Consider the following 21696-nt stretch of genomic DNA (forward strand, 5'->3'; position numbering starts at 1 on the left):
TGCGCCATGCTCAATAATGAAACTGTTGCCGGTCCTGGTAAGGGGGCCCTGTCTTTTGAAAACACCGAGATCGCTTTCCGCCATTCATCCGATACTGACCTGAAACGAGCCTACTGGCTTTTCAGGATAATCAATGTTAATTTCCTGGTAAAAATTGGTCCACCGATAACCAATTTTGCAATGAGTATTGGCCTGCCTATAAAGAGCCTGATCAAAGCTACCATATTTAAACATTTCTGCGGCGGAGAGACCATTGACGAATGTGATAACACCATCAAAAACCTCGCTAAAGGGGGAGTAGGGACTATATTGGACTATTCCGTTGAGGGCGAAGATGATGAAGAGGTGTTTGATCATACCCGCGATGAGATCATACTGACGATCAAACGCGCCACCGGCGATAAAGCAGTCCCTATCACGGTATTCAAAGCAACCGGAGTGGTGCGCTTTGGTTTATTGGAGAAATTGGACACAGGCGCGGAGCTAAGCACAGCCGAGGAAGCTGAATGGAAAAAAGCACAGGCAAGGGTGTTGGCCATATGCACCAAAGCTTATGAAACCGGGGTGCCGGTGATGATAGATGCCGAGGAAACCTGGATACAAAAGACCATCGACCTGCTGGCGATGAATATGATGCGAAAATTCAACAAGGATAAGGCCATTGTTTACAATACTTACCAGCTTTATCGCCACGACAAATTAAAGTCGTTAAAAGACGACTACAACGTTGCGGTAACCGAGGACTTTATTTTAGGTGCGAAACTGGTGCGCGGCGCGTATATGGAAAAGGAGCGAAAACGCGCTGCCGAAATGGGTTACGAATGCCTTATACAGCCTGATAAACAGTCTGCCGACCGCGACTATGACGCTGCCGTACACTTTTGTATTGATAACGTAGAGAAGGTTGCCCTTGTGGCCGGCACGCACAACGAGCATAGCTGCCGTGTGCTGGCCGACCTGCTGAACGAAAAGGAAGTATCGCACAACCATCCCCATGTCTACTTTTCGCAACTACTGGGCATGAGCGACAACCTGAGTTTTAACCTGGCCGACGCAGGTTATAATGTTGTTAAATACGTGCCTTATGGGCCTGTTAAGGCGGTGCTGCCGTATCTCTTCAGGCGTGCTCAGGAAAATACCTCTATCGCCGGGCAAATGGGGCGGGAGTTGGGGTTAATATTAAAGGAAAGAAAAAGGAGACAGCTTTAAAACCTTATTGCATCTGTATCTACGGGTGTATAGCCCAGCAATCGGCTCATGGTTACTATCTGCCCCTTATGGTGAAACTCGTGCGTGACGGCCTGCGTGTAAAGCTGCAGCGGGCTCAGTGTCATGGGAAAGCCGCGATGTTTGACAATAGCAGTAAAGGACTCTTCAAAATTGCCTTTATATTTCTCCAGGAACTCTGCCACTATGCTATCAACCTTTTTAAATAATACTCTTATTTCGTCAAGGGTTTTAACATCCCCCGTTTTATAAAATGAAATGTTCTTGTCAAGCCCGAAATTATTGATCCAGCTTAGGTAAGTGTTCACATTATGCACCAGCAGATCGGCAATACTCGAATTATTGAAAACATCGACTTGTTTAAAAACATCGGCAGGGGACATACTTTCGCAATAGATAAACAAAGCATTCCTTGCGCCTTTTATCTCTTCGTATTGTGAGGTCAGCAGTGTACTCATTACAGTAGTCCTTCTCTTTTTATAAAGTCTTGAACTGTATCAGGCGCTGTCATCAGGAAGGTTTGGATGCCCAGGGCTTTGGCAGGTTCCAGGTTAGCAGCGATGTCGTCTATAAACAAGGTTTCTTCTGCCACAAGGCCATTCTCGTTCAAAACCTTTTCAAAGAATGCCGAGTCGGGTTTTCTTAATCCAACAAAATGGGAGTAATAGGTTTTTTCGAACAAGTGATCGTTATTTTCAAACCCGAACTCTTCCTTTAGATAATCCATGATATACCCGTAATGTATCGGGTTGATGTTACTCAGCAAAAAGGTGCGGTATTTTTTGTTCAGTTCGGCCAGTACATCATGCGTGCCTTCGTCTACGCCCAAAAGCAGGCTGTTCCAGGCGGCATCAATTTCTTCATCAGTAATTCCCTCCTTACCCGATCTCTCCCTGATAAATTCCCGGAATTCGGCAGGGGAGATGAGGCCCTTGTCGAACTGATCAAAAATAGGGTGTTGTACACCGTGACTGAAAAAGGCATCTGGGCCGCTAATGGCTATAGATTCCCATCCTTCTTTTAATTTTTGAAAATCGAGCAGGAAGATCACGTTGCCGTAATCAAAGATGATGTTTTTGATGTTTTGCATAGGCAAATATGCAGATTAGTCGGCAGGTGCGCAATCCCGGGGGCCTGGTTAAACATTCTACAATATTATTTCAGAATCTATATTTAACATAGCATAAAAAAAACCTCGAACAATGGATTTATTAAAAAGATATGCCGCAGCGCTGGCGGTCGTTGGCATTGCAGCTACTATTCCCTGCAACAGTTGGGCACAGAAAACCACCGGGTTTAAAGTGCTGAATGATTATAAGATCGCCAGTCCGGGCGGGTGGGACTATATTTTAGTGGATGGCGCCAATAAGCGCATTTACGTATCGCACGGAACACAGGTAAATGTCCTGAGCACAACCGGCGATTCGGTGGGCTATATCCCTAAAACCCCAGGGGTGCACGGCATTGCGCTTGTGCCCGCATTGGGCAAAGGTTATACCAGCAACGGGCGAAGCAACTCGATAACAGTATTTGATATGAAAACGCTGGCAACAAAGGGTGAAATAGCACTGCCGGCAAAGAACCCCGATGCGATTTTTTATGATGATTTTTCTAAAAAGATCATTACGTGTAACGGCGGAAGTCATGATTTGAGTTTTGTAGACCCGGTTACTGAAAAAGTTGTAGCCACGGTTCAGTTAGGAGAAAAATTAGAGACGGCAGTATCCGACGGGAAGGGTAAAATATTTGTTAACGGCGAAGATAACAGTGTTGTTCACGTTGTCGACGCTACCAGTTTTAAAGAAATTACAACTTATAAAATCGATGGCGGGTCGTCGCCATCTGGCTTGGGTATCGACCGCAAGACCAACCGTTTGTTTATCGCCTGTGGCGACAGTAAAACATTGGTTGTCATGAACGCTTCCAACGGAAAAACAGTGGCTAAGTTCCCGGCAGGTCGTACAGACGGGTTGGTATTTGACCCTGAATTAAAAATGATCTACGTATCGAACGGTGAGGGTAATATCACTGTGGTTCGGGAGAATGGCGCCGACAAATTTGAGTTTATCGAAAACATACCGACTGAAGCCGGCGCGCGGACCATCGGTATCGACCTGGTAACCCATCATTTGTATTTGCCGACAGCCAAATTTGGACCTGCGCCAGCGGCAACAACGGACAATCCAAGGCCCCGCCCCCGGATGGAGCCAGGCTCGTTTCATGTGATAGAGGTTGGGCAATAAGGTTTTTATACATGGTTGAAGAGTTGTAAAGTTGAGGAATCACCGGCTTGTTGACAGGTGATCCCACTTTTTATAGCCATCAAATCAAAACATTACAACTTTTCGGCCTTAAAACCTTCTAACTTCAAAAATTCGTTTTTGAAATACCGCTGTGAATCCGTAATATTGCAGCCGAAAATTTAAAGACATTTTCAGCGCCTATAGCTCAGTCGGTTAGAGTAGAAGACTCATAATCTTTTGGTCCCTGGTTCGAGCCCAGGTGGGCGCACTTGGTTTGACATTTAATGCAAAGCCGGAACCGGCGGGGAAAGATTTCTCCGCCGGTTTTTTTATGATTATTTTCTCGACGTCGTGGAAGTAAAGACATTTTTAATATCCATGTTTCTATGGCATACCAGCCAGGAAGTATTATTGGCGCAGACTAACACAATTCGCTTTTTATCTAACAGCAACTTAGTTGTCGTCCAGTATGCATAACAGATCACCCCATCAGCTTTCCTTTTTAAATAGGAATTTTCGATGCGTAACTCCCCAGGTTGAAATAGCGGTAATCACCCCGCTTAAAGTTTTACCATGTTCCGTTAACTCGTATTCCACCGTGATCGGTTTTGTAGGCATCATGGTTCTGGCTACTATTTGATTTTGTTCCAATTCCTGTAACTCTTTAGAAAGCATTTTAGCCGCAATACCATCTATTCCACGCAGCAGATCCATAAAGCGTACCTTACCGTATAGCAGCAGCCATCCAATGATCTGAATTTTCCATTTACCGGACAGCAAGATCATTGTATCCTTTATCGCGATCAGTTGCTCTTTACACTCAGGCACTTCCATGGCCGGCTTTTTTGCATTCATATCATTCAAAATTACTGTAATGCTTTATTAATAGCTAATTAGTTTCCTAAAGGAAACCAGTTTCTAAAAGGTAACAGATAACAATTGTAAATTTTAATCAAAATAATTTTGTGCCATAAATATTTGAATAATGCAAAAAGAAAAAAGAATTTATTGGATAGTGACCATTATCGCCATGGCGCTGATCGTACTGCCATCCTATTTTGCCCCGAAGGCATATTTAATAGCGTCCATACACCGGCTTGGCTTCCCGGCTTACTTTGGTCTGGAATTAGACATCTGTAAGATTGTTGGCGCGGTAATTATCCTCATCCCCGCCATACCCTTTATGTTCAAAGAATGGGCTTATGTCGCATTCGCAATATTGCTGCTTTCCGCAAGCCTGGGGCACTGGCTCGCTGATGGGCCTGCAAAAGGTATGGCGCCGCTCATTCCGTTTGCAATTCTGTGTGTATCCTATTATTATTTCAGAAAACTAAACTATCCGGTGACCGCAAAACTATAAAACATGAAAGTAGAGATCTGGAGCGATGTGATGTGCCCGTTTTGCTATATCGGCAAAAGGAATTTTGAGGCTGCACTGGCGGAATTTCCTGACAGGGGCAATATAGAGGTGGAATGGAAGAGTTTCCAACTTGACCCTGCCATCCCTGAAGTGCCGCAGCATCAGGAAAATATATACCAGTTTGTGGCTGCACGGAAAGGGATCAGCTATGAGCGGTCAGTTGCTATGCATGGACACGTAGCGAAAATGGCTAAGGATGCGGGTCTTGACTATCATTTCGATAAAATGCTCGCCACTAATTCGCTGAAAGCACATCGGCTTATCCAGATGGCAAAGACAAAAGGATTAGGAGAAAAAGCTGAAGAGTGCCTGTTTTATGCCTACTTCACAGAGGGCAAGAATCTTTCTGATGATGCGGTTTTAACAGAACTGGGGAATAATATAGGCCTGACGAATGCTGAGGTAAAAGAAGCCCTTACCAACCCTGTTTTTCAACATCAGGTGGAAGCAGACGGAACGGAAGCATCCAGGCTGGGGGCAAAAGGGGTTCCTTTCTTTGTGATCGACCGCAAGTATGCTATTGCCGGCGCTCAGCCCGGTGCTGAAATGCTCAAAGTACTGCAAACTGCTTATGCGAATGGAAGCGGGCGGTAATGGCTGTGCACTAGCTAATCAATATAAATACAGGGGCATAAATATAAAAAAACAATAGCCATTATCCGTGCTGGCCTATGAATTTCAAAGACAGGACCCTTAATCAATCTGCTTTATGTAATTGGTGCAAATGTTGCTCATTTGGGTTCATCAAAATCCTTCAGCAAGTTCGCGAGAAGCCGCGCATCATCCAAAAAAATGGAGCGAAAGTTGCACATTCAGGCGCACGAAAGCGGATAACGAGAGTTATTCGCTTTTTTTGTTTAGATTAATGATGTGCCTGTGGACTTACTGAAAGCCAATATGTGTATTTCAGCATAGCAGAATTCGGTTCAAAAATTCAGCACGTGGCTTGCTTTCGGGGTGGATACCCTTTGGAAACCCAGGGTTTCATAGAATTTGGCCGCAGCGGGATTATCCGTATATAGCCGCAAGACGGTAAAATGTCGTTTGGCTTCGTCAATAATAGTTCTCATTAATACCGAGGCATAACCTTCCCGACGGTGAGCCTCCTGCACATATAAATGACGGATACGCCCAATATTTTCATCACCTGCGTAAGGGTCGTGATTAAGGCCGCCAATGGCGATCAGATCGGTTGCTAAAACCAACCCCCATAATCTCTCGCCCGGTTTTGAAAATTTATTTGCTCCGCTGTTCCAGTCATCGATCGTCCGATGTATGAAATCATACCCGCCTGCCTTCGATTCCTTCAATAAATGATGAACGAGGAAAAAGTTCTGATCAGAAAATTCTATTAGTTGGGGATTATCCGGTGACACCTCCAAATTTAAAAAATAATAAATGCGGTATATCGCAAATGTAGATTGTGTGTTAGCCGGATAAAATACTTAAATACTCACCGCAGGTCGATCTTCAGTACCCTGTGATTGGAAGTTACATAAATCGTTTTCTCATCGGCAGAAAAAGCAATGTTCGAAGCCAGGTCGTTGATCAGCATTTTCCCAAGTAATTTTCCATGCAGATCAAAAACCCAAATGCCACCCGGCCCGGTGGCGAATACGCGGCCCTGCTTATCTATTTTCATGCCGTCGGGCATACCTTCAGCAGTTTTGGAAGCGGCCATAGCGCTGTAAAATATTCTGCCATTGGTGAGCAACCCTTTCTTATCCAGGTCGTAAGCGTACCAGTAAGGCTTTTTTGGATCGGAATTGGCTATCAGTATAGTTTTTCCACCCGGGAAAAAGGCGATGCCATTTGGCCGGGTAAGCGTATCGGTAAGCAGGGTTACCTTCCCGCTGCCGGCAATACGGTAAACTCCCTGGTATGGCGCTTCCTTTAAAGGGTCGTCCACATTTTTTTCAAGTCCATACGGAGGGTCTGTAAAGTAAATATCACCATTGCTCAAAAAAGCCAGGTCGTTGGGGCTGTCAAATTTTTTGCCTGCGTATCCTTTTGCTATTTTAATGAATTTGGGCTTGGGCTTATCCAATGGTGCATCCATTATCGATACTGCCCGGTCGCCGTCCTGGCATATCACCAGTTGCCCTTTGGTATTTAACCCCAAACCATTCGAGCCTAATTCGCCTCCCCTCGGGATATTGCCGGTATAGCCGGATGGACTTAAGTAAATTTCTTTGCCCTTCTTTGCGGTCCATTTATAGATCACGTTCTTTTTGACGTCAGAGAAAATGAACATCTTGTATTTCTCTACCCATACCGGCCCTTCGCTCCACAGAAAGCCGTCGGCTAATATTTTAGCTTTTGCATTTTTACTGACGACGGCTCCGAATTGCGGATCGAATTGCTGCAGCGTCATCAAGGGCTTTGCCGTTTGGGCATGGCAAATTGTGAAGCCTGTCAGCAGACAGATCAGGAGCCCTGTTAAACATCTACTTCTCATCGCAGGTTAAATTGGTCTTGGTGACCGAAGTTAATCAATTGGCTGCAAAAAGCGTAAAAATACGCACCATATAGGGGGTTTTCACTATATTGAATATCAGTTGATTGTGTCTAAATTTAACTTATAGTATTCACAAAGTTTAATTAACTCTAAAATTCTATGAGATCACAACTTTCCGCATTCTTTATTGCCTTGTCGCTTACTGTAATGATGAGCAGTTGCTATACTGCCCGTGTAGCGACCCACGCGCAGGCCGGCACCGAAACTTCGGGGCAAACCGTTCATTTCTTTTTGTGGGGCGTAATACAAAGCCCTAAACGGGTGACCACGCCGATATGTGATTCGCTGGGCGCGAATGGTATGGCCGAAGTGACCGCGAAAAACAACTTTGGTTATTCGCTGATAACCGTGGTTACACTGGGTATCTGGAGCCCGACACGCCTGGAATGGAAATGCGCCAAACCATGCAGAAAAGTAGGTGACTTGTAAAATTTACCGCTATGAAAGTGATTAAAACAGGTGATAAAACCTGGGAGAACCGCCACGAGACCTTTGTTGAAAATATTAAGGACCTCTATGAGTTGGGTAACGACCCTGTAATGAACGCGCTGGATAGTTATAATGATGCAACCAAAGGCTACCAGGCTTTGATTGCGGAAGCAATTGCCAGCCAGACACCCTTGCGCGCACTGGGTGGGGGATGGTCGTGGATGAAGATAGCTACCGTAACCGATGGCATTATACTGGATACTAAACCGCTTAATACGGTGTTCAATATCAGCGCAAACAGTGTTTCGCCTGATTACAGCGGCGATCCGGCGAACCTGTTGTTCGCGCAAAGCGGGAATGGCATTTGGGAGTTAAACCAATATCTCGAACCACTCGACCGGTCGTTAAAAACTTCAGGCGCCAGTAACGGGCAAACCATAGCCGGGGTGTTGGGGACCGGCACGCATGGCTCGGCTTTTGATTTTGGCGCTACGCCCGAATTTGTGATGGGCCTGCACCTGATCGTTGGTCCAAACCGGCATGTGTATCTTGAGCGTGCATCGGCGCCTGTGGTTTCCGATTCTTTTATCCAGCGGTTTCAGACCGAATTGATAAGAGATGACGAATTATTCAACGCTGCACTGGTAAGTTTCGGCAGTTTTGGCATTATACATGGGGTTATGATCGAAACGGAAGAAAAGTTTTTGCTGGAATCCTACATGACAAGGATCAATTACGATGATTCGCTAAAAGCCATTATGCAGACGCTTGATTTCAGCAACAATACCACTCCGCCGCTGCCATGCGGCAACGAACGCCCTTTTCATTTTTCGGTTTTGCTGAACCCTTATGATATGGAACATGGGGCCTTTGTGACCGCGATGTACAAACGCCCATACAGGCCCAATTACCAGGCACCTGTTGACAATGCTTCAGGCATAGGCCCGGGCGACGATGCTGCAGCCATTATGAGTGCCATCATTAAGTTGTTCCCCAACCTTAATTCGACGCTGGTGAATACGGTCATCAAATCCAGCCTGACACTTTTTGAAAAGCAATTCGGTACACATGCGCAGATATTTGATAATACAACGCTGCGCGGAAAGTTGTTGAGCGCAGCGGTAAGTTTTTCTGCGGAAAACGCCCCTCGCGTGGCTGACCTGATGCTGAATATTAATAATGAGATCGGGCCGTTCACCGGCATTTTTTCGTTTAGATTTGTAAAACGGTCGACGGCTACACTCGGATTTACCAGGTTTGAACGCTCATGCGTGATGGAACTTGATGCACCGTTTTCGGATACGACCTATGGTTTCTATACCAAAGTTTGGAAAACGCTGGAAGACGAGGGTATACCATTTACCTTTCATTGGGGAAAAGTAAATGAGCTAACGCCGGAAAGACTGGCGAACATGTATGGCGACGGGATAGATAGATGGATAGCCGCCCGCAATAAACTATTAGATGCCGATACCATAAAAGTGTTTAACAATCCGCTTTTAGCACAATGGGGTTTAGACAAGACATTGCCATAAAAATAACCGGTTCTATTGCTTTATTGGTTGGGCTGGGTATTACTCTCCCGGCCGGAGCGCAATCCTCGCAACCGGTTATTGCCGAATTAAAAGCAATAAACGCCAAAATAACCGATACGCCATGTGGCGCGCGACAGGGGGCACTCGTTTCGAACAAGGCAATGAATATTTTCCTGTCAAATAAAGTCAGCTCGTATTTATCGGACGGCACCGACCTGTCCCTTTATAAAAACTACGTATTGCTGAACGCAGCCGAGGGGAGCATTGCTATTGACCATAACTTTCGCCAGCCGGTTGAAGGGGATGAATTGGTGCGTTCGTTTTTTGTGCTGGGTGCACGGGCAAATATCGCCAATGCTTATTCGGTCAGGTTCTCCAATAAATATAATGACAACCGGCTCGGTTTTTTAGTGCAGCACACCTGGATGGGCAGGCCGGCAATACATTATGAGTGCGGCAGCCAGAAAATGGCTATGGACGCACAGCGGGCGATAATATTGCATAGCCTGGAGACAACTTACCAACGCGAGACGGGTGATTTTGAACGCGGACTTGATTCGCTTAAACAAAACGAAGTACCGGGACAGGATATGAAGGCACTGAAGGATAAACTGCGGAAGAACTTTTATGCGGCTCTCAGGGACGAATACATAGAGAAATTCTCGGAGGCACAATCCAGTACGCTGATCAACTCCAATAATTTTAATTTAATAACAGATAACTGGACGAGTGTTGGCGTATATGTGCCGGTTATTACCCAAAAGTTTATGGTGAGCGCCGATATAAATTCGGCGGCAGCTAAGCGGCAGAACTATCCATTGGAACTGTCGCTAACACATACCCGTTTTTGGGAAAGTAACAAATTTGGCCGTTTGTTTTTTACGCTTAATGGAAAGGTGATCATTAATAATTCTGTTCAAAGCGGGTTATTGTACCATGCCGATGCCTTTGGAGAAACAAGCGTTGCAGCAAACGCATTATTCCTGGATAAAGGCAATCTGTTCATTGGTTCGTATAAAAACTTTGTAACACCAACGGCATCCGCCAAAGTGGCCTGGCTGCCACTTACCTCTCATTTCGGGCTGAGTTTCCGTATCGAAAAAAACTTTGGCGATTATCACGCATGGAACGCAATCGTGGGCGTACCGATAGTCCTGATCGATAAGAACGAGGTACCCGCAATTACTTTTGAGGCGCAGATCCTTTTTTCAGACATGGCCAATTCCATCAAAAGCACCGCGCTGCCGTACAATAGAACCGCGATAGGATTTACTGTAGGCATTCCGTTTAGTAAGATCGTTTACTAACCCCACCGCCATAAAATTCTAAAAATCAAAAACTAATCGTGATTCGCTTGTTTATTCAATAACCAATCGATCAAATTATGGCCCATTTAGAAGTAAAACCAAAACGGAGCAGTAATTGGTGGCTCTGGCTGGTTCTAGTCATCATTATTATCATAGCGGTAGCATTTATATACCAGCGCCAATATGGCGGGTTACCGGCGACAACAACTACGACAGATTCAACACGGACTGTTAGCGACTCGACGGCAAGCCCGGCGAAGTAATTGTTAATCTTAATTTATACACTATGACAACGCATGAAAAAGTAGCAACCCGCCTGGAAGAACTCCACGGAAGCGGATATGAGATAACCGACGGACAGCCTGATATAACCGGATGGAACATACGCACGCGCAGCGGCCGGAAGGCTGGAGAAGTAGATGATCTTCTGTTCGACCCGGATAGCGGAAAGGTCCGCTATATTGTGGCCGACCTGGATAATAATGAACTCAAACTGGAGGAAGACAGGAAAGTTCTCATCCCGATAGGTATTGCCGAGCTTTACACTAAAGCTGCGCACAGGAAACGGCACCTTGATCCGGCTTTTGATGCTTATGATCCGGCAACTGACGGCAATGTTGTTTATATTCCCACAATAAGCGCCCAACAGCTCGACTCGCTTCCACTATACGAGAAGGGCCATTTATCAAGACATACAGAAATAGCCATCCGGAAAATTCTGGAACCGGCGGACGCCGCCTCGAGAGAAGAAGACGAATTTTACCGCCACCGGCATTTCAATGAAGATCATTTTTATGATCGTGATTAATAGTAATGAATGGTCATAAAAACAGAGAGCGGCTAAACCTTTGGCCGCTTTTTTTTATTTGACTATGATAATTTCCCTGTCATAACCCGTCAGGTGTTTTTCCGTCGTATTTTTAATACCGTGGTCGGTGTAACTTGCTGTCAGGATGAAAGTGCCCTTTTTGTTTGCGGGCAGGCGAATAATGCCTGGCGTTGCGTCATAGTAACTGATATTCGGATCGGCTGCATTTTTGAATATCCATTGGATAGCGCTTCTGATTTCCTTCCCAGCCAACTCGGGATGCGATGGCATTTTTTCGCGAAGACCCCAAATTCCTGCAGAGCCGTCCTTCACCCGTTTTACCAGCGAATCGCTGTTAGCTTTAGCAGGCGGATAACGTCTGCAAATCTCCAATAACGACGGGCCAATGGATTTTCCGCTAAAGTCGTGGCAATTGAAGCAATTGGAACTTCGCATCACGGCCAGTCCGGGTGCGTCGTTAAAGGGTTTATTCAGCATGGCTGAGACCTTTGTTTTATCTTTTACGTATTGCAGTTCCAGCACTATTTCTTTGAGATTGATCTCATCGTATTTGGTATCGCCGTCTTCCTTGTCGGCCACACTTACCTGGTAGCTTACCTGCGCCCCCGGACTAAACTCAGCATTGTTTGCGGGCGTGACGATCTTAACAACCGGCGCATGGTTTTGTGGCTGCTGCCGGTATGACATGACGGCCAAAGTAAGCGGGATAAACAAAAGAAAGTACCGCCGCGACTTCATACCTTGTTGATCTCCTGAGCCGCACGCTGCGCCGAGCGGATACACGATTCCATACCACGGCTCATATTATCGGCGTAAGTTCCGGCAAAATAAATGCGTCGCTCGGGCAGCATAATTTGCGGCCAGAATTTGTGCATTTCACCTATTGGGAAAGGTTCCATCTCGCAAACGGGTGCATAGCGGTCCTTCGACCAGTCGATTGTCAATGCTTGTTCTATGGTGTCTTTTTTGCCGGGATATACTTCCCTGAAAGCCGCCAGTACCCTTTGCGGCGAAACGCCGCTTGGCCCAAACGCTTTTAAGATGATACGGCTGGTATCTACGTGATTGGTTTCCTGCCAGATAGAATAAATATCGGGATGTTCAAATTCCATGTTGACGCTTTGATAACCATCATCCAGCCAAAATTTATTTGCCGCCTCAAATACAAAGAACGGGTGCGAGGAATAGGCCAGGTTATCAACCACATATTGTTTGGCTGCCGAAAGGGGAGGCGTTACCGGGATATTCCTGAAAACCGGCAATGTAATGCAGTTGACCAGGAAATCGGCGCTCATTTGCTTTTCCTGCCCCGCGCCGTACGACTTATAGGTAACGGTTACGCCCTGCGCATTGTGCTGTATTGCGGTAATTGGGTTATTCAGTTTTAGTTTATTACCTAATCGTTTGGCAAAAGCTATCGGTAACTGTTCGTTGCCGCCTTTTAAATGAAAGGTTTCTCCTTCGGATAAGGGTATGCCGCGCGAATACATAAGCGATAATCGCCACAAATAATAAAGCGCCGATGTGCCTTTACCTCCCATCACACCCAGTGCGGCAAGCGATGCCCCTTCCTTTTTATAAATATCAGCTATCGGCACCTTGTCCAGGTCATCATAACCTACTCCGAAAGGTTGGTACGGGTCGGTGAACTTATCGGTGTAGTGCTTTACGTAAAGATCATTCAAACCGTAAAATGAGTTTTTTGACAGGAACTGAACTTCCTTTTCGTTAAATCCCATTTTTGTCAGCACTGCCGGATCCCTCAATTGTTCAGCGGTATAAAATTTCCCGCCGATCATTTTAAGGGCATTCTTGTCGTAAGCATGTTCCGAGCCTTCGGCATTTGGATAGGGGATAGCTTCCAGCCTGAACTCGTTGATATACTCAAAAAACTTCTCGTAGCCTGGTTTGGTGATATGGTCGGCGCCAAAATCGGCATATAACCCGTCCGACAAGCCATCGCGCCCGGTAAAAACATGCCCGCCGTACCTTCCCGAAGCTTCCAGTACCGTCACGTCGTGCCCGGCTTTCATCAGTTCGTAAGCACAACACAAGCCGGTTATGCCCGCGCCTGCAACAATAATTTTTTTAGGAGATGAAATCTTTTTCGCAGCAAAGGCCAGACCCGGCGCAAGGGCCGCACCTGCGCCTGCCACAAGTGTTGTTTTAATAAATTCGCGTCGTTTGATCCTGGGCATTGGCAGAAGGGTTTTGATGCAATATAGGATTTTTGACGATTTTAGGAGCTATTCTGCATCCTCTTCCAGCCGCTCTTCTTCCAGGTCGAGCCGCCGTTCTATCAGGCGGATGATATCGTCGTCATAATGGTCCTTACGCCGAAATGTATGGAGTTCACGCCGCTGATGTTCGGTAACCTGCACCATTATCTTTTTGTAATGTTTGGTGAGTTTGCCCAGGATACCCCGCTTATCATCCTGTGTATCCGCATCCCTATACAGGTCGCTTTTGCATTCCAGCAGGTCGAGCCTGTTTTTCAGCAGCGTGTTCTTTTTGATGTCATCGGCATAGTTTTCCTTCATAAAGCCGATAGCTTCTTTTTGCAACTGGATCTCGATCTCCACTATCTGCTGCTCGTCGGTCTTAGCTTCTGAAAAATATTCAGGTTTCACTTTGCGAACGATCCAGGGCAGCGCCAGGCCCTGGCCTACAAGGGTGATGACGATGGCAACAAAGGTGATGAACAGGATAAGGTTGCGATAAGGGAATACCTGCCCGTTGGATAAAGTAAGGGGGATTGCCAGCGCCGATGCCAATGATACGACGCCCCGCATACCTGCCCATCCAACAATGAAGGGGTTTCGCCACCCTGGCTTACTTTGTGCAACGGTGATGTAGCGGCTGATGAACGTAGTGAATATCCCCGAAAACCAGCCTGCCGCCATACGGACAATGATGATGACAAAGGTGATAATAAGGGCGATCTTAAGCGCCCCGGCAACAGACATGCTGCTGATACCTTGCATAATTACCGGTAGCTGTAACCCTATGAGAAAGAACAGCACAGCATTGAGAATAAACACAATGGCCGGCCAAATGGCATTGGACTTAAGGCGGCTGCTATGCGAAAATACAAAGTGATTCTGGTAGGAAATATACAAGCCGCCGCTTACTACCGCAAGCACGCCCGATGAATGCAAACCTTCCGCAGTGAGGTAAATAAGATAGGGCAGCACAAAAGACAGGGCAACGTCGAGGTTGGCCGTGGTGGGCATCCATTTGTAAATGGCATAAAATATCAACCCGAAAACAAGGCCGATGACGACGCCCGATACACTGACAAATATAAAGCCGGTAACCGCCTGGTGAAATGCAAAATTGCTGGAACTGATAGCTATAAGCGCAAACCGGAAAATGGTTAAGCTGGTAGCGTCGTTGAGCAGGCTTTCGCCTTCCAGTATCGAGACGATAGCTTTTGGCATACGGATATACCTGAGCACCGCAGAGGCAGCTGCAGCGTCGGGAGGGGAGATGATGGCGCCGAGCAGGAAACCTTCGGCCCAGGTAAGTCCCGGGATGAGCCAGCGGGCAACAACTGCGACCGCTGTTGCGGTAAGCAATACGAAACCAATGGCCATTACGGTAACGATACGCCGCCATTTCCAAAGGGCTTTTAACGAGATATTCTGCGCCGCATCATAGAGTATAGGGGGCAGGATGATGAGGAATACCAGGTCGGGATCTATTGGTATGACGGGTACCCAGGGTAAAAACCCCAGCAGCAAGCCCGCCAGCGCCAGGAAAATGGGGTAGGCGATGCGCAGCTTACGCGCAACAACAGCAAGTAACGATACCGAAAAAATGAGCCCAAGGCATAATAATAGTATTTCGTGCATGCACAAGTTTACCGAAATGTCTCCAAAAAACCTTGCTGATAGTGTTAATCCGCAGTAGTTTTTTTCAGGGTAATGACGGTTATCTCGGGCCAGATGCCCAGCCTGCCCTTAAAACCCAGGAAGCCGAATCCGCGGTTGACGTAAAGATACTTCCCTTTCTTTTCGTAAAGCCCCGCCCATTGCGGGTACATGTATTTTACCGGGCTCCATTGAAAGCCAAACAGTTCGATACCAAACTGCATGCCATGTGTATGCCCCGCCAGGGCAAGGTTGATGTGCTTTTCGTGCTCCAGCGTTTTCGCTTCCCAGTGCGAGGGGTCGTGCGACATTAGTATTTTAAAGTCATCATCTGCCACGTTCGTAGTAGCATCTCCCAGGCTGCCGTATTTATGGAAGCCGCCCTTGCCCCAGTTCTCTACGCCGATGAGTTTGATAGCCTCGCCGTCTTTATCTATCGCGACCGATTCGTTCAGCAATAATTTAAAACCGATATCCTTGTGCACCGCCTTTAGTGCCTTTAAGTTAGCAGTTTTAGCGGCGTCGCTTTCCCAGCGGGTATAGTCGCCGTAATCGTGGTTGCCTAATACGGAATATTTACCATAGGGCGCTTGCAGTTTGGCGAAAGTATCCTTCCACGGGTCCATTTCGCTGGCTTTGTTGTTTACCAGGTCGCCGGTGAAAAGGATCATATCGCTATTTTGCTTGTTCACCAGGTTAATTCCTTTTTCTACGCCTTTTTTGCTGGTAAAACTGCCGGCATGAATATCCGACAACTGCGTTAAGGTAAAGCCGTCGAAGGCGTCCGGCAGATCGGGGAATTTCAAAGTAATACGATGCACCTTGTAGCGATGGCGCCCGCCTGTCATACCGTACATCAAACTGAAGAACGGAACAGCCGCAACAAGCATCGCCAGTTCGCTCACCCATGTGCTTCGTGGCGGGAAATGCCTGAACAGCCGGGTTATGTCCTCTGTCAGCAAAACCGGGAGCGCAAATATTTTCGGCACAAACACCAGTAAGGTCAGGGCCATCAGCGCTGCGATAAGGCTTTGAGCCCGTTCGCCGGCCCTGCGTCGTGTAACGAGGTAAGCAAAGCCGAATGCGATAAGCAAGTCAACGAGCCAATAAGCGGATAAAATAAATTCGTTTGAAGTGAGGGTCCTTACGGCCTGGAAAAAATAGATATCGCTGGCGATCCATGCCAGCAAAATAAATGGTAGTCTGCGTTTCATCTACCTACTAAAGACGTATGAAGGGCAAAAAGATTTTAAAAGTTTCATTATCCCCATAAGGCTGCTTCGCACTATTCAAATTATGGTGTACCGAAACCGTTAATGAATGTTCACGGGCAGGCGCGTTTCAAGACATTTTAGGACGGAATAAGCCTATAATGAGCGTATTGTATTTTACACGAAGGGTCAAATCCTGCCCATTTTTGCACTTTTCGTGAACACCTGTGAAATTAAGTTCTTATTATCAGCCTGTTAAATATGGCCAACTTCTGAAGCAAAACAGCCATAAAAATCAAAAAAACCCATTTAAAGCATAACTGGACGCTTTTATAACCACTTCAGGCAAAATATTGCTGTTTATTCGCTCTTAGTGTATCGGTGTTTTGTGAGTTTTCGTATTTGTGTTTTTTGCTTCGTGTATCGGTTTTGCCGGCTTGCATCAGCAGGATAAGATGGGCGCGGAACAAGCTACCAGGCAATGGAATATTGCACGTTAATGACCAGGTCCCGTGTCAACCCGTCAGGGCGTATCTTGCGAACCGCGAAAGGTGTAGCGGCTATCAGCTCGAGCGCGCTTTTGTTTTTGAAGGTTTTTACGGCAGTGAGCGCGCCGTTGATGGTTATCCCTTTTGAACCAGTGATACCCTGTCTTTGGCCCAACCTGTCCTCATACGAGTCGGTGCCCAGGTGGTACACACCCAATACGTTTGGCTTCAGGCTGAAATCATTAAACCTGATATAATAGCCAACACGGGCCAATACATCGCTGTTGCGCCTGAAGTTGCTGGTAGGGGCAAACTTAGCGGCACGCGGATCGGTATAGTCATCGGGGAAAAACGTGCTTTTGTTATGCTGATAAACGGGTACCTGCACACCGGCATCAAATTCCCACTTTTGATGAACGATATAGTTGATACCGCCGATGAGATCATAAGAGCCTATACTTGACTGGTAATCCAGCGAAAGCGGCTTACCGGCACGATTTTTATCGTTAGATGTTGTCAGCGGTATTTTAACGCCGCCAATGAAATTCAGGGAGTTCCCCGAGTTTGTTTTGGATGAGTAGGTTGCGCTTCCATACACATCTCCGGCGTCAAATACGCTGCCCAAAAAACCTGTGGCGTAAGTGGCAGTTATTTTCGTTGAATAAGAAAAATGTTCGTTGGACTTCACACCATACTCCAGGTAAGGGTTTATCGTGCTGGTGCTGCCTTCGCCCAGTCCGTAGCTGCTCCCGATGCTTAAAGTATGGTGGGCGGGGCTTTCGGTATAGTTTTTCAACACGCCAAGACTGCAAAAACCTGCGTCGCTGCAGCCCTGCGAAAAGCCCTGCGTTATTGCCAACGCCGACAGTATTAGCGTAAATAGATACTTCATCATCAATTCGATAATTTGGCATAGCCGTACAACGACCTGTATTGCTCGCAGTAAATAAGCACATACTGGTAATCGTTGATATTGACTGACGACGGAACATCATACAACTGGTCGCCCATAGTCGATCTGAGCGAACCCAGGCTAACGAAATTGATGGGGTTGATCTCCTTGCTCAGGTAAACCTTCAATGCGGGACCGTTTGACGACTTGAAATCAATCAGCGCCACCTCGTACAGGCCGTTGGTAGAATATATTTTGACATTGCCCGAAACCCCCTCCGAGGCCGACCGGCTGATAAAGCCGCCGCCATCTTTTTCCAGTGTGGATAAAGTGGTGTCCACTTTTTCTTCTAATTTTACGGTAGGAGCCAGCGTTGGTGCGCTGTCTTTTTTGCACGAGGCAAACGCCATTGCCAGCAAAATAAGGGCTGCATAATATCTCATAACTGATCTCGTTTTATTGCTTGGTCGGCCGGCGGCGAAAAACCTTACATAAAAGGGTTATTTAAATGATATTAACAGTGGTTACAGGCATAAGCACCGCATAAAAGGCCGGGACGCAAACTTAACCGGTTATTTTTTGTATAAAAATCGTTAACAGGTAAAACTTTAATCCCTAAGCGGGGTTGCTAATTAAAATATTTATTTTTCTGCCCCCTGATACTATTTATGCGAAAAAAAATATTAATCGTAGACGATGATCATGATATCCTGGAAGTATTGCAGCATATTGCTGTATCCCAGGGCGTTGAGTCGGTAGCAAAAGATTCGCATGTTACGCTTGCTGAGATAGAAGAGCTCGATCCGTCGCTTATCCTGCTCGACCATATGCTGCCCATTATTTCTGGCGGCGATATTTGCCGGCAGGTAAAAAGCCATCCCTCCATTCAGCACATCCCGGTAATACTAATTTCGGCGGTGGTCAATCTTTCCCAACTGGCTGACATGTGCGGCGCCGACAATTTCATTCCAAAGCCTTTTGACCTGGAGGAATTGACAAATATGATCAGATCATACGTGGGTTAACGTACTAATCCCTTCTCAAACTATCTGCAGGGTTTGCCTGCGCCGCTTTAAAGGACTGAAAACTAACCGTTGCAAAAGCAATGACGATAGTGCCGGTAGCTGCCGATGCCAATGTCCACCAGGGCAAGTTGTGCCGGTAAGCAAAGCCCTGCAGCCATTGATGCATCACCCACCAGGCTAACGGCGAGGCAATAAATATGGCTATCAAAACCAGCCTGATGAAATCTTTTGAGAGCAACGCAACTAATGCAGACACATCGGCCCCCAAAACTTTGCGAATGCTTATTTCGCGCCGGCGCTGTTCGGCCGCATAAGCAGCCAGTGCAAATAAACCCAGGCAGGCAATGCCAAGCGCCACGACCGTAAAAATTAAAAAGAGCTTCCCCATCCGCTGCTCGTTATTGTACAAGGCATTAAAATCGTCGTCCATAAACGAGTATTCAAATTGCTGCCCGGGCACCAACATTTTCCATTTGCTTTCGATCCGGTCCATCAATGCAGGTAAATTACCCGGCTGCAGCTTTACGCTTAGCGAAGCCATCCAGTCGGACGCCATAACCATGGCCAGCGGCGTCACGTTATCGCGCAGCGAAGAAAAGTTGAAGTCCTTTACCACGCCGATAATATGATAGCGGTTATTTACCAGTTCCGTTGGGTCGCCTTTATAGCCTAATTTTTTTGCCGCGGTTTCGTTGAGGATCATGGCAGATGAATCCGATAGTACCTGTTCCGAGAAATTCCGGCCTTCCGCCAGCTGCATACCCATAGTGTTCAGGTAATTTTCGTCGACGGTCCAGAATTCGGCTTGTGCCGATCTATCTGACCCGAGGCTAAGTTGATTTGGCCAGCGATTGACCCCCGTAGGCAAGAAACTGCTTAACGAGGCGTTAATTACTCCAGGCAACTGCTTCACTTCCCGCCTTAGCGTATTAGGATTAGTTGCAGCGTTCGCATTTTTTATCACCAATACCTGGCTGCGGTTAAAGCCAAGGTTTTTATTTCGTATATAATTCAGCTGGTTATAAACAACCAGCGTGCCTGTGATAAGGAAAATGGATATGGAGAATTGGAAAACCACTAAAAAACTGCGGAATGCATTATCGCTGAAACCTGGCGATAATTTACCATTTAATACGCTGATGGGTTGAAACGAAGACAAGAAGAATGCCGGGTAAGCACCGGCTAATATACCCACCACAAACACAATCGCCATTAGCGACGGTATAAGCCAACGAAAAATTTGCGCCGACACGGCGATATCCTTGCCCGATAATTGATTGAACGTGGGCAGCAATGCCCAGGCCAGCAATATAGCTATGATGGATGATGCAAGCGTTACCAGCATAGACTCGGATAAAAACTGCGCGACCAGGTAGCCGCGGGGCGAACCTAATACTTTGCGCACACCCACCTCGCGTGCACGGTTGGCCGACCGGGCAGTAGACAGGTTCATGAAATTGACGCAGGCCAGCACCAGCACGAAAGCGGCGATGATTGAAAATATGTAGATATACTGGATATCGCCATTGGCACCTAATTCGCGTTGCCGGTTTGATCCCAGGTGAATATCTGTCAGCGGTGTCAGGCTGAGCCTGATAAAATTGCCGCCCGCTGAAAACTTATCATAACTAAAGCTGCCGGTATTCATGTGCCGGCGTGTCAGGCCGTCGAAACGTGATTCAAGCCGCTTAACATCCGCGCTCGGTTTAACCAAAATGTAGGTATTAAAGCTAAACCCCATCCAGTTATGATTTTGATTAGCATCCAGCGCAAGAAAAAAATCGGCCCTGAAATGCGACTGTGCGGGCATGTCCTCAATAACTCCGGTTATTTTATGCAGACTGCTTTCATTATTGACAGAGATAAGCGTCTTCCCGATAACATTAGTGGTGTTAAAATATTTTTTAGCGGCCGATTCTGAGATCACGATAGCATTCGGGTCTTTTAAAGCAGTTTCAGGATCGCCCGAAAGCATAGGCAGGGTGAAAATGTCAAATAGGGAACGGTCGCAATAAACCGCCTTGTTTTCTGTAATAACTTCGTTGCCTTTTTTAAACCGCGTGTTAATGGCCAGGGCTATGCGTGCCGACTTTTCGACTTCGGGGAACTCGCTCACCATTGCCTCGCCAACCGGGGGAGCAGTTATGGCAAACTGAGTGGTGCTGCCACCTGTTTTCAGATCGGTGTTTAAGCGATAGATCCTGCCTGCGTTTACGTTATACCTATCATAGCTTAACTCATCGAACACATAAAGAGCGATAAGTAAACAAATGGCCAGGCCCGATGCTAATCCCAAAATATTGATGAGGGTAAAGCCTTTGTTTTTGGCAAGATTGCGGAAAGCCGTTTTAAGGATGTTTTTTATCATGATGCTGTCGGTTGAAAGGAGCGAATAGCTAAAGTTAAAACTAGTTATTTAGTTTTAAAAGAGGCTTTCAAAATATATGTGTTTAACGCAACAAAGTCAACTCCGCTGTTCCGCTGTCCGAAGCTTGTAACTTCGGACGAATATGTATGTAGTCTGAAGACTACAGCATACGAATTCGAAGTCAGAGACTTCGAACAGCTGGGAATTAGGAAAAGAATTGATTCAACTGGAAATAGTGTAGGCTTGAGAATGTAAAATATTTTCTATTAAAAGCGAAAAAATTATGGTTAACCCTGAATGTAATTAACTAATTGATAATCAATTAATTAATT

At 46.4% G+C, this 21696-nt stretch carries 21 protein-coding genes and 1 tRNA gene; 10 read left to right on the forward strand and 12 right to left on the reverse strand.

Annotated elements, in window-relative coordinates; genetic code table 11:
• Positions 1-6 precede the first annotated feature (6 nt).
• Positions 7-1209: a proline dehydrogenase family protein gene (locus VL525_RS09915; protein WP_325385952.1), complete on the forward strand. Its 1203-nt coding sequence runs from the start codon at positions 7-9 to the stop codon at positions 1207-1209.
• Here VL525_RS09915 and VL525_RS09920 read toward each other — a convergent pair.
• Together VL525_RS09920 and VL525_RS09925 are read right to left on the reverse strand one after the other, a co-directional pair.
• On the reverse strand, positions 1206-1685 hold the full coding sequence (locus VL525_RS09920; protein ID WP_325385954.1) for a DinB family protein: 480 nt from the start codon (positions 1683-1685) through the stop codon (positions 1206-1208). The two genes, VL525_RS09915 and VL525_RS09920, sit on opposite strands and share 4 nt — an antisense overlap.
• Positions 1685-2317 (reverse strand): HAD family phosphatase, encoded by a 633-nt coding sequence (locus tag VL525_RS09925; RefSeq protein ID WP_325385956.1) that lies wholly within the window; start codon positions 2315-2317, stop codon positions 1685-1687. Before VL525_RS09925 ends, VL525_RS09920 begins: the two co-directional genes overlap by 1 nt.
• Before the next feature lie 112 nt (positions 2318-2429).
• Here VL525_RS09925 and VL525_RS09930 point away from each other — a divergent pair, with 112 nt between their 5' ends.
• Together VL525_RS09930 and VL525_RS09935 are read left to right on the forward strand one after the other, a co-directional pair.
• Positions 2430-3470, forward strand: coding sequence for a YncE family protein (locus VL525_RS09930; RefSeq protein WP_325385958.1), 1041 nt, complete (start codon positions 2430-2432; stop codon positions 3468-3470).
• 194 nt (positions 3471-3664) lie between these two features.
• Positions 3665-3738: transfer RNA gene (locus VL525_RS09935), tRNA-Ile, on the forward strand.
• 221 nt (positions 3739-3959) lie between these two features.
• On the opposite strand, the gene VL525_RS09940 is transcribed toward VL525_RS09935, so the two are convergent.
• Complete coding sequence (locus VL525_RS09940) at positions 3960-4325, reverse strand: helix-turn-helix domain-containing protein (RefSeq protein WP_325385960.1); 366 nt, start codon at positions 4323-4325, stop codon at positions 3960-3962.
• A 130-nt stretch (positions 4326-4455) separates the two neighbouring features.
• Here VL525_RS09940 and VL525_RS09945 point away from each other — a divergent pair, with 130 nt between their 5' ends.
• Both VL525_RS09945 and VL525_RS09950 read left to right on the forward strand, forming a co-directional pair.
• Positions 4456-4830, forward strand: coding sequence for a DoxX family protein (locus VL525_RS09945; protein WP_325385962.1), 375 nt, complete (start codon positions 4456-4458; stop codon positions 4828-4830).
• Between the two features lie 3 nt (positions 4831-4833).
• Complete coding sequence (locus VL525_RS09950; RefSeq protein WP_325385964.1) at positions 4834-5484, forward strand: DsbA family oxidoreductase; 651 nt, start codon at positions 4834-4836, stop codon at positions 5482-5484.
• Between the two features lie 332 nt (positions 5485-5816).
• Here the strand turns inward: VL525_RS09950 and VL525_RS09955 are convergent, their stop codons facing one another.
• Both VL525_RS09955 and VL525_RS09960 read right to left on the reverse strand, forming a co-directional pair.
• A complete protein-coding gene (locus VL525_RS09955) occupies positions 5817-6266 on the reverse strand; it encodes a GNAT family N-acetyltransferase (RefSeq protein WP_325385966.1) in 450 nt (149 codons plus the stop codon).
• Positions 6267-6343: 77 nt separating this feature from the next.
• The gene (locus VL525_RS09960; protein ID WP_325385968.1) at positions 6344-7348 is read right to left on the reverse strand and encodes an SMP-30/gluconolactonase/LRE family protein; all 1005 of its coding nucleotides are present in this window, start codon (positions 7346-7348) and stop codon (positions 6344-6346) included.
• A 159-nt stretch (positions 7349-7507) separates the two neighbouring features.
• Here VL525_RS09960 and VL525_RS09965 point away from each other — a divergent pair, with 159 nt between their 5' ends.
• The 4 genes from VL525_RS09965 to VL525_RS22875 all read left to right on the forward strand — a co-directional run bounded on the left by VL525_RS09965 (position 7508) and on the right by VL525_RS22875 (position 11487).
• Positions 7508-7837: a Bor/Iss family lipoprotein gene (locus tag VL525_RS09965; protein WP_325385970.1), complete on the forward strand. Its 330-nt coding sequence runs from the start codon at positions 7508-7510 to the stop codon at positions 7835-7837.
• A gap of 11 nt (positions 7838-7848) precedes the next feature.
• Complete coding sequence (locus tag VL525_RS09970; RefSeq protein WP_325385972.1) at positions 7849-9372, forward strand: FAD-binding protein; 1524 nt, start codon at positions 7849-7851, stop codon at positions 9370-9372.
• A complete protein-coding gene (locus VL525_RS09975; protein ID WP_325385974.1) occupies positions 9345-10679 on the forward strand; it encodes a hypothetical protein in 1335 nt (444 codons plus the stop codon). Before VL525_RS09970 ends, VL525_RS09975 begins: the two co-directional genes overlap by 28 nt.
• 286 nt (positions 10680-10965) lie before the next feature.
• A complete protein-coding gene (locus VL525_RS22875; protein WP_325385976.1) occupies positions 10966-11487 on the forward strand; it encodes a PRC-barrel domain-containing protein in 522 nt (173 codons plus the stop codon).
• 54 nt (positions 11488-11541) lie between these two features.
• Here the strand turns inward: VL525_RS22875 and VL525_RS09985 are convergent, their stop codons facing one another.
• The 6 genes from VL525_RS09985 to VL525_RS10010 all read right to left on the reverse strand — a co-directional run bounded on the left by VL525_RS09985 (position 11542) and on the right by VL525_RS10010 (position 18414).
• Positions 11542-12195, reverse strand: coding sequence for a hypothetical protein (locus tag VL525_RS09985; RefSeq protein ID WP_325385978.1), 654 nt, complete (start codon positions 12193-12195; stop codon positions 11542-11544).
• 47 nt (positions 12196-12242) lie between these two features.
• Complete coding sequence (locus tag VL525_RS09990; RefSeq protein ID WP_325385980.1) at positions 12243-13706, reverse strand: flavin monoamine oxidase family protein; 1464 nt, start codon at positions 13704-13706, stop codon at positions 12243-12245.
• 48 nt (positions 13707-13754) lie between these two features.
• Positions 13755-15362: a Na+/H+ antiporter gene (locus tag VL525_RS09995; protein WP_325385982.1), complete on the reverse strand. Its 1608-nt coding sequence runs from the start codon at positions 15360-15362 to the stop codon at positions 13755-13757.
• Positions 15363-15406: 44 nt separating this feature from the next.
• Positions 15407-16594 carry a metallophosphoesterase gene (locus VL525_RS10000; RefSeq protein WP_325385984.1) on the reverse strand — a complete coding sequence of 396 codons (1188 nt, stop codon included), beginning with the start codon at positions 16592-16594 and terminating at the stop codon, positions 15407-15409.
• Between the two features lie 468 nt (positions 16595-17062).
• On the reverse strand, positions 17063-17974 hold the full coding sequence (locus VL525_RS10005) for a hypothetical protein (protein WP_325385986.1): 912 nt from the start codon (positions 17972-17974) through the stop codon (positions 17063-17065).
• Entirely contained in the window at positions 17974-18414 is a 441-nt protein-coding gene (locus VL525_RS10010; protein ID WP_325385988.1) for a DM13 domain-containing protein, read from the reverse strand. The genes VL525_RS10005 and VL525_RS10010 overlap by 1 nt, the downstream gene beginning before the upstream one ends.
• A 225-nt stretch (positions 18415-18639) precedes the next feature.
• On the opposite strand from VL525_RS10010, the gene VL525_RS10015 reads away from it, so the two are divergent.
• A complete protein-coding gene (locus tag VL525_RS10015; RefSeq protein ID WP_325385990.1) occupies positions 18640-18996 on the forward strand; it encodes a response regulator in 357 nt (118 codons plus the stop codon).
• A 4-nt stretch (positions 18997-19000) separates the two neighbouring features.
• Here the strand turns inward: VL525_RS10015 and VL525_RS10020 are convergent, their stop codons facing one another.
• Entirely contained in the window at positions 19001-21364 is a 2364-nt protein-coding gene (locus tag VL525_RS10020) for an ABC transporter permease (RefSeq protein ID WP_325385991.1), read from the reverse strand.
• Positions 21365-21696: the final 332 nt, after the last annotated feature.

The organism is Mucilaginibacter sp. (genome assembly GCF_035492695.1).
Lineage (GTDB): Bacteria > Bacteroidota > Bacteroidia > Sphingobacteriales > Sphingobacteriaceae > Mucilaginibacter.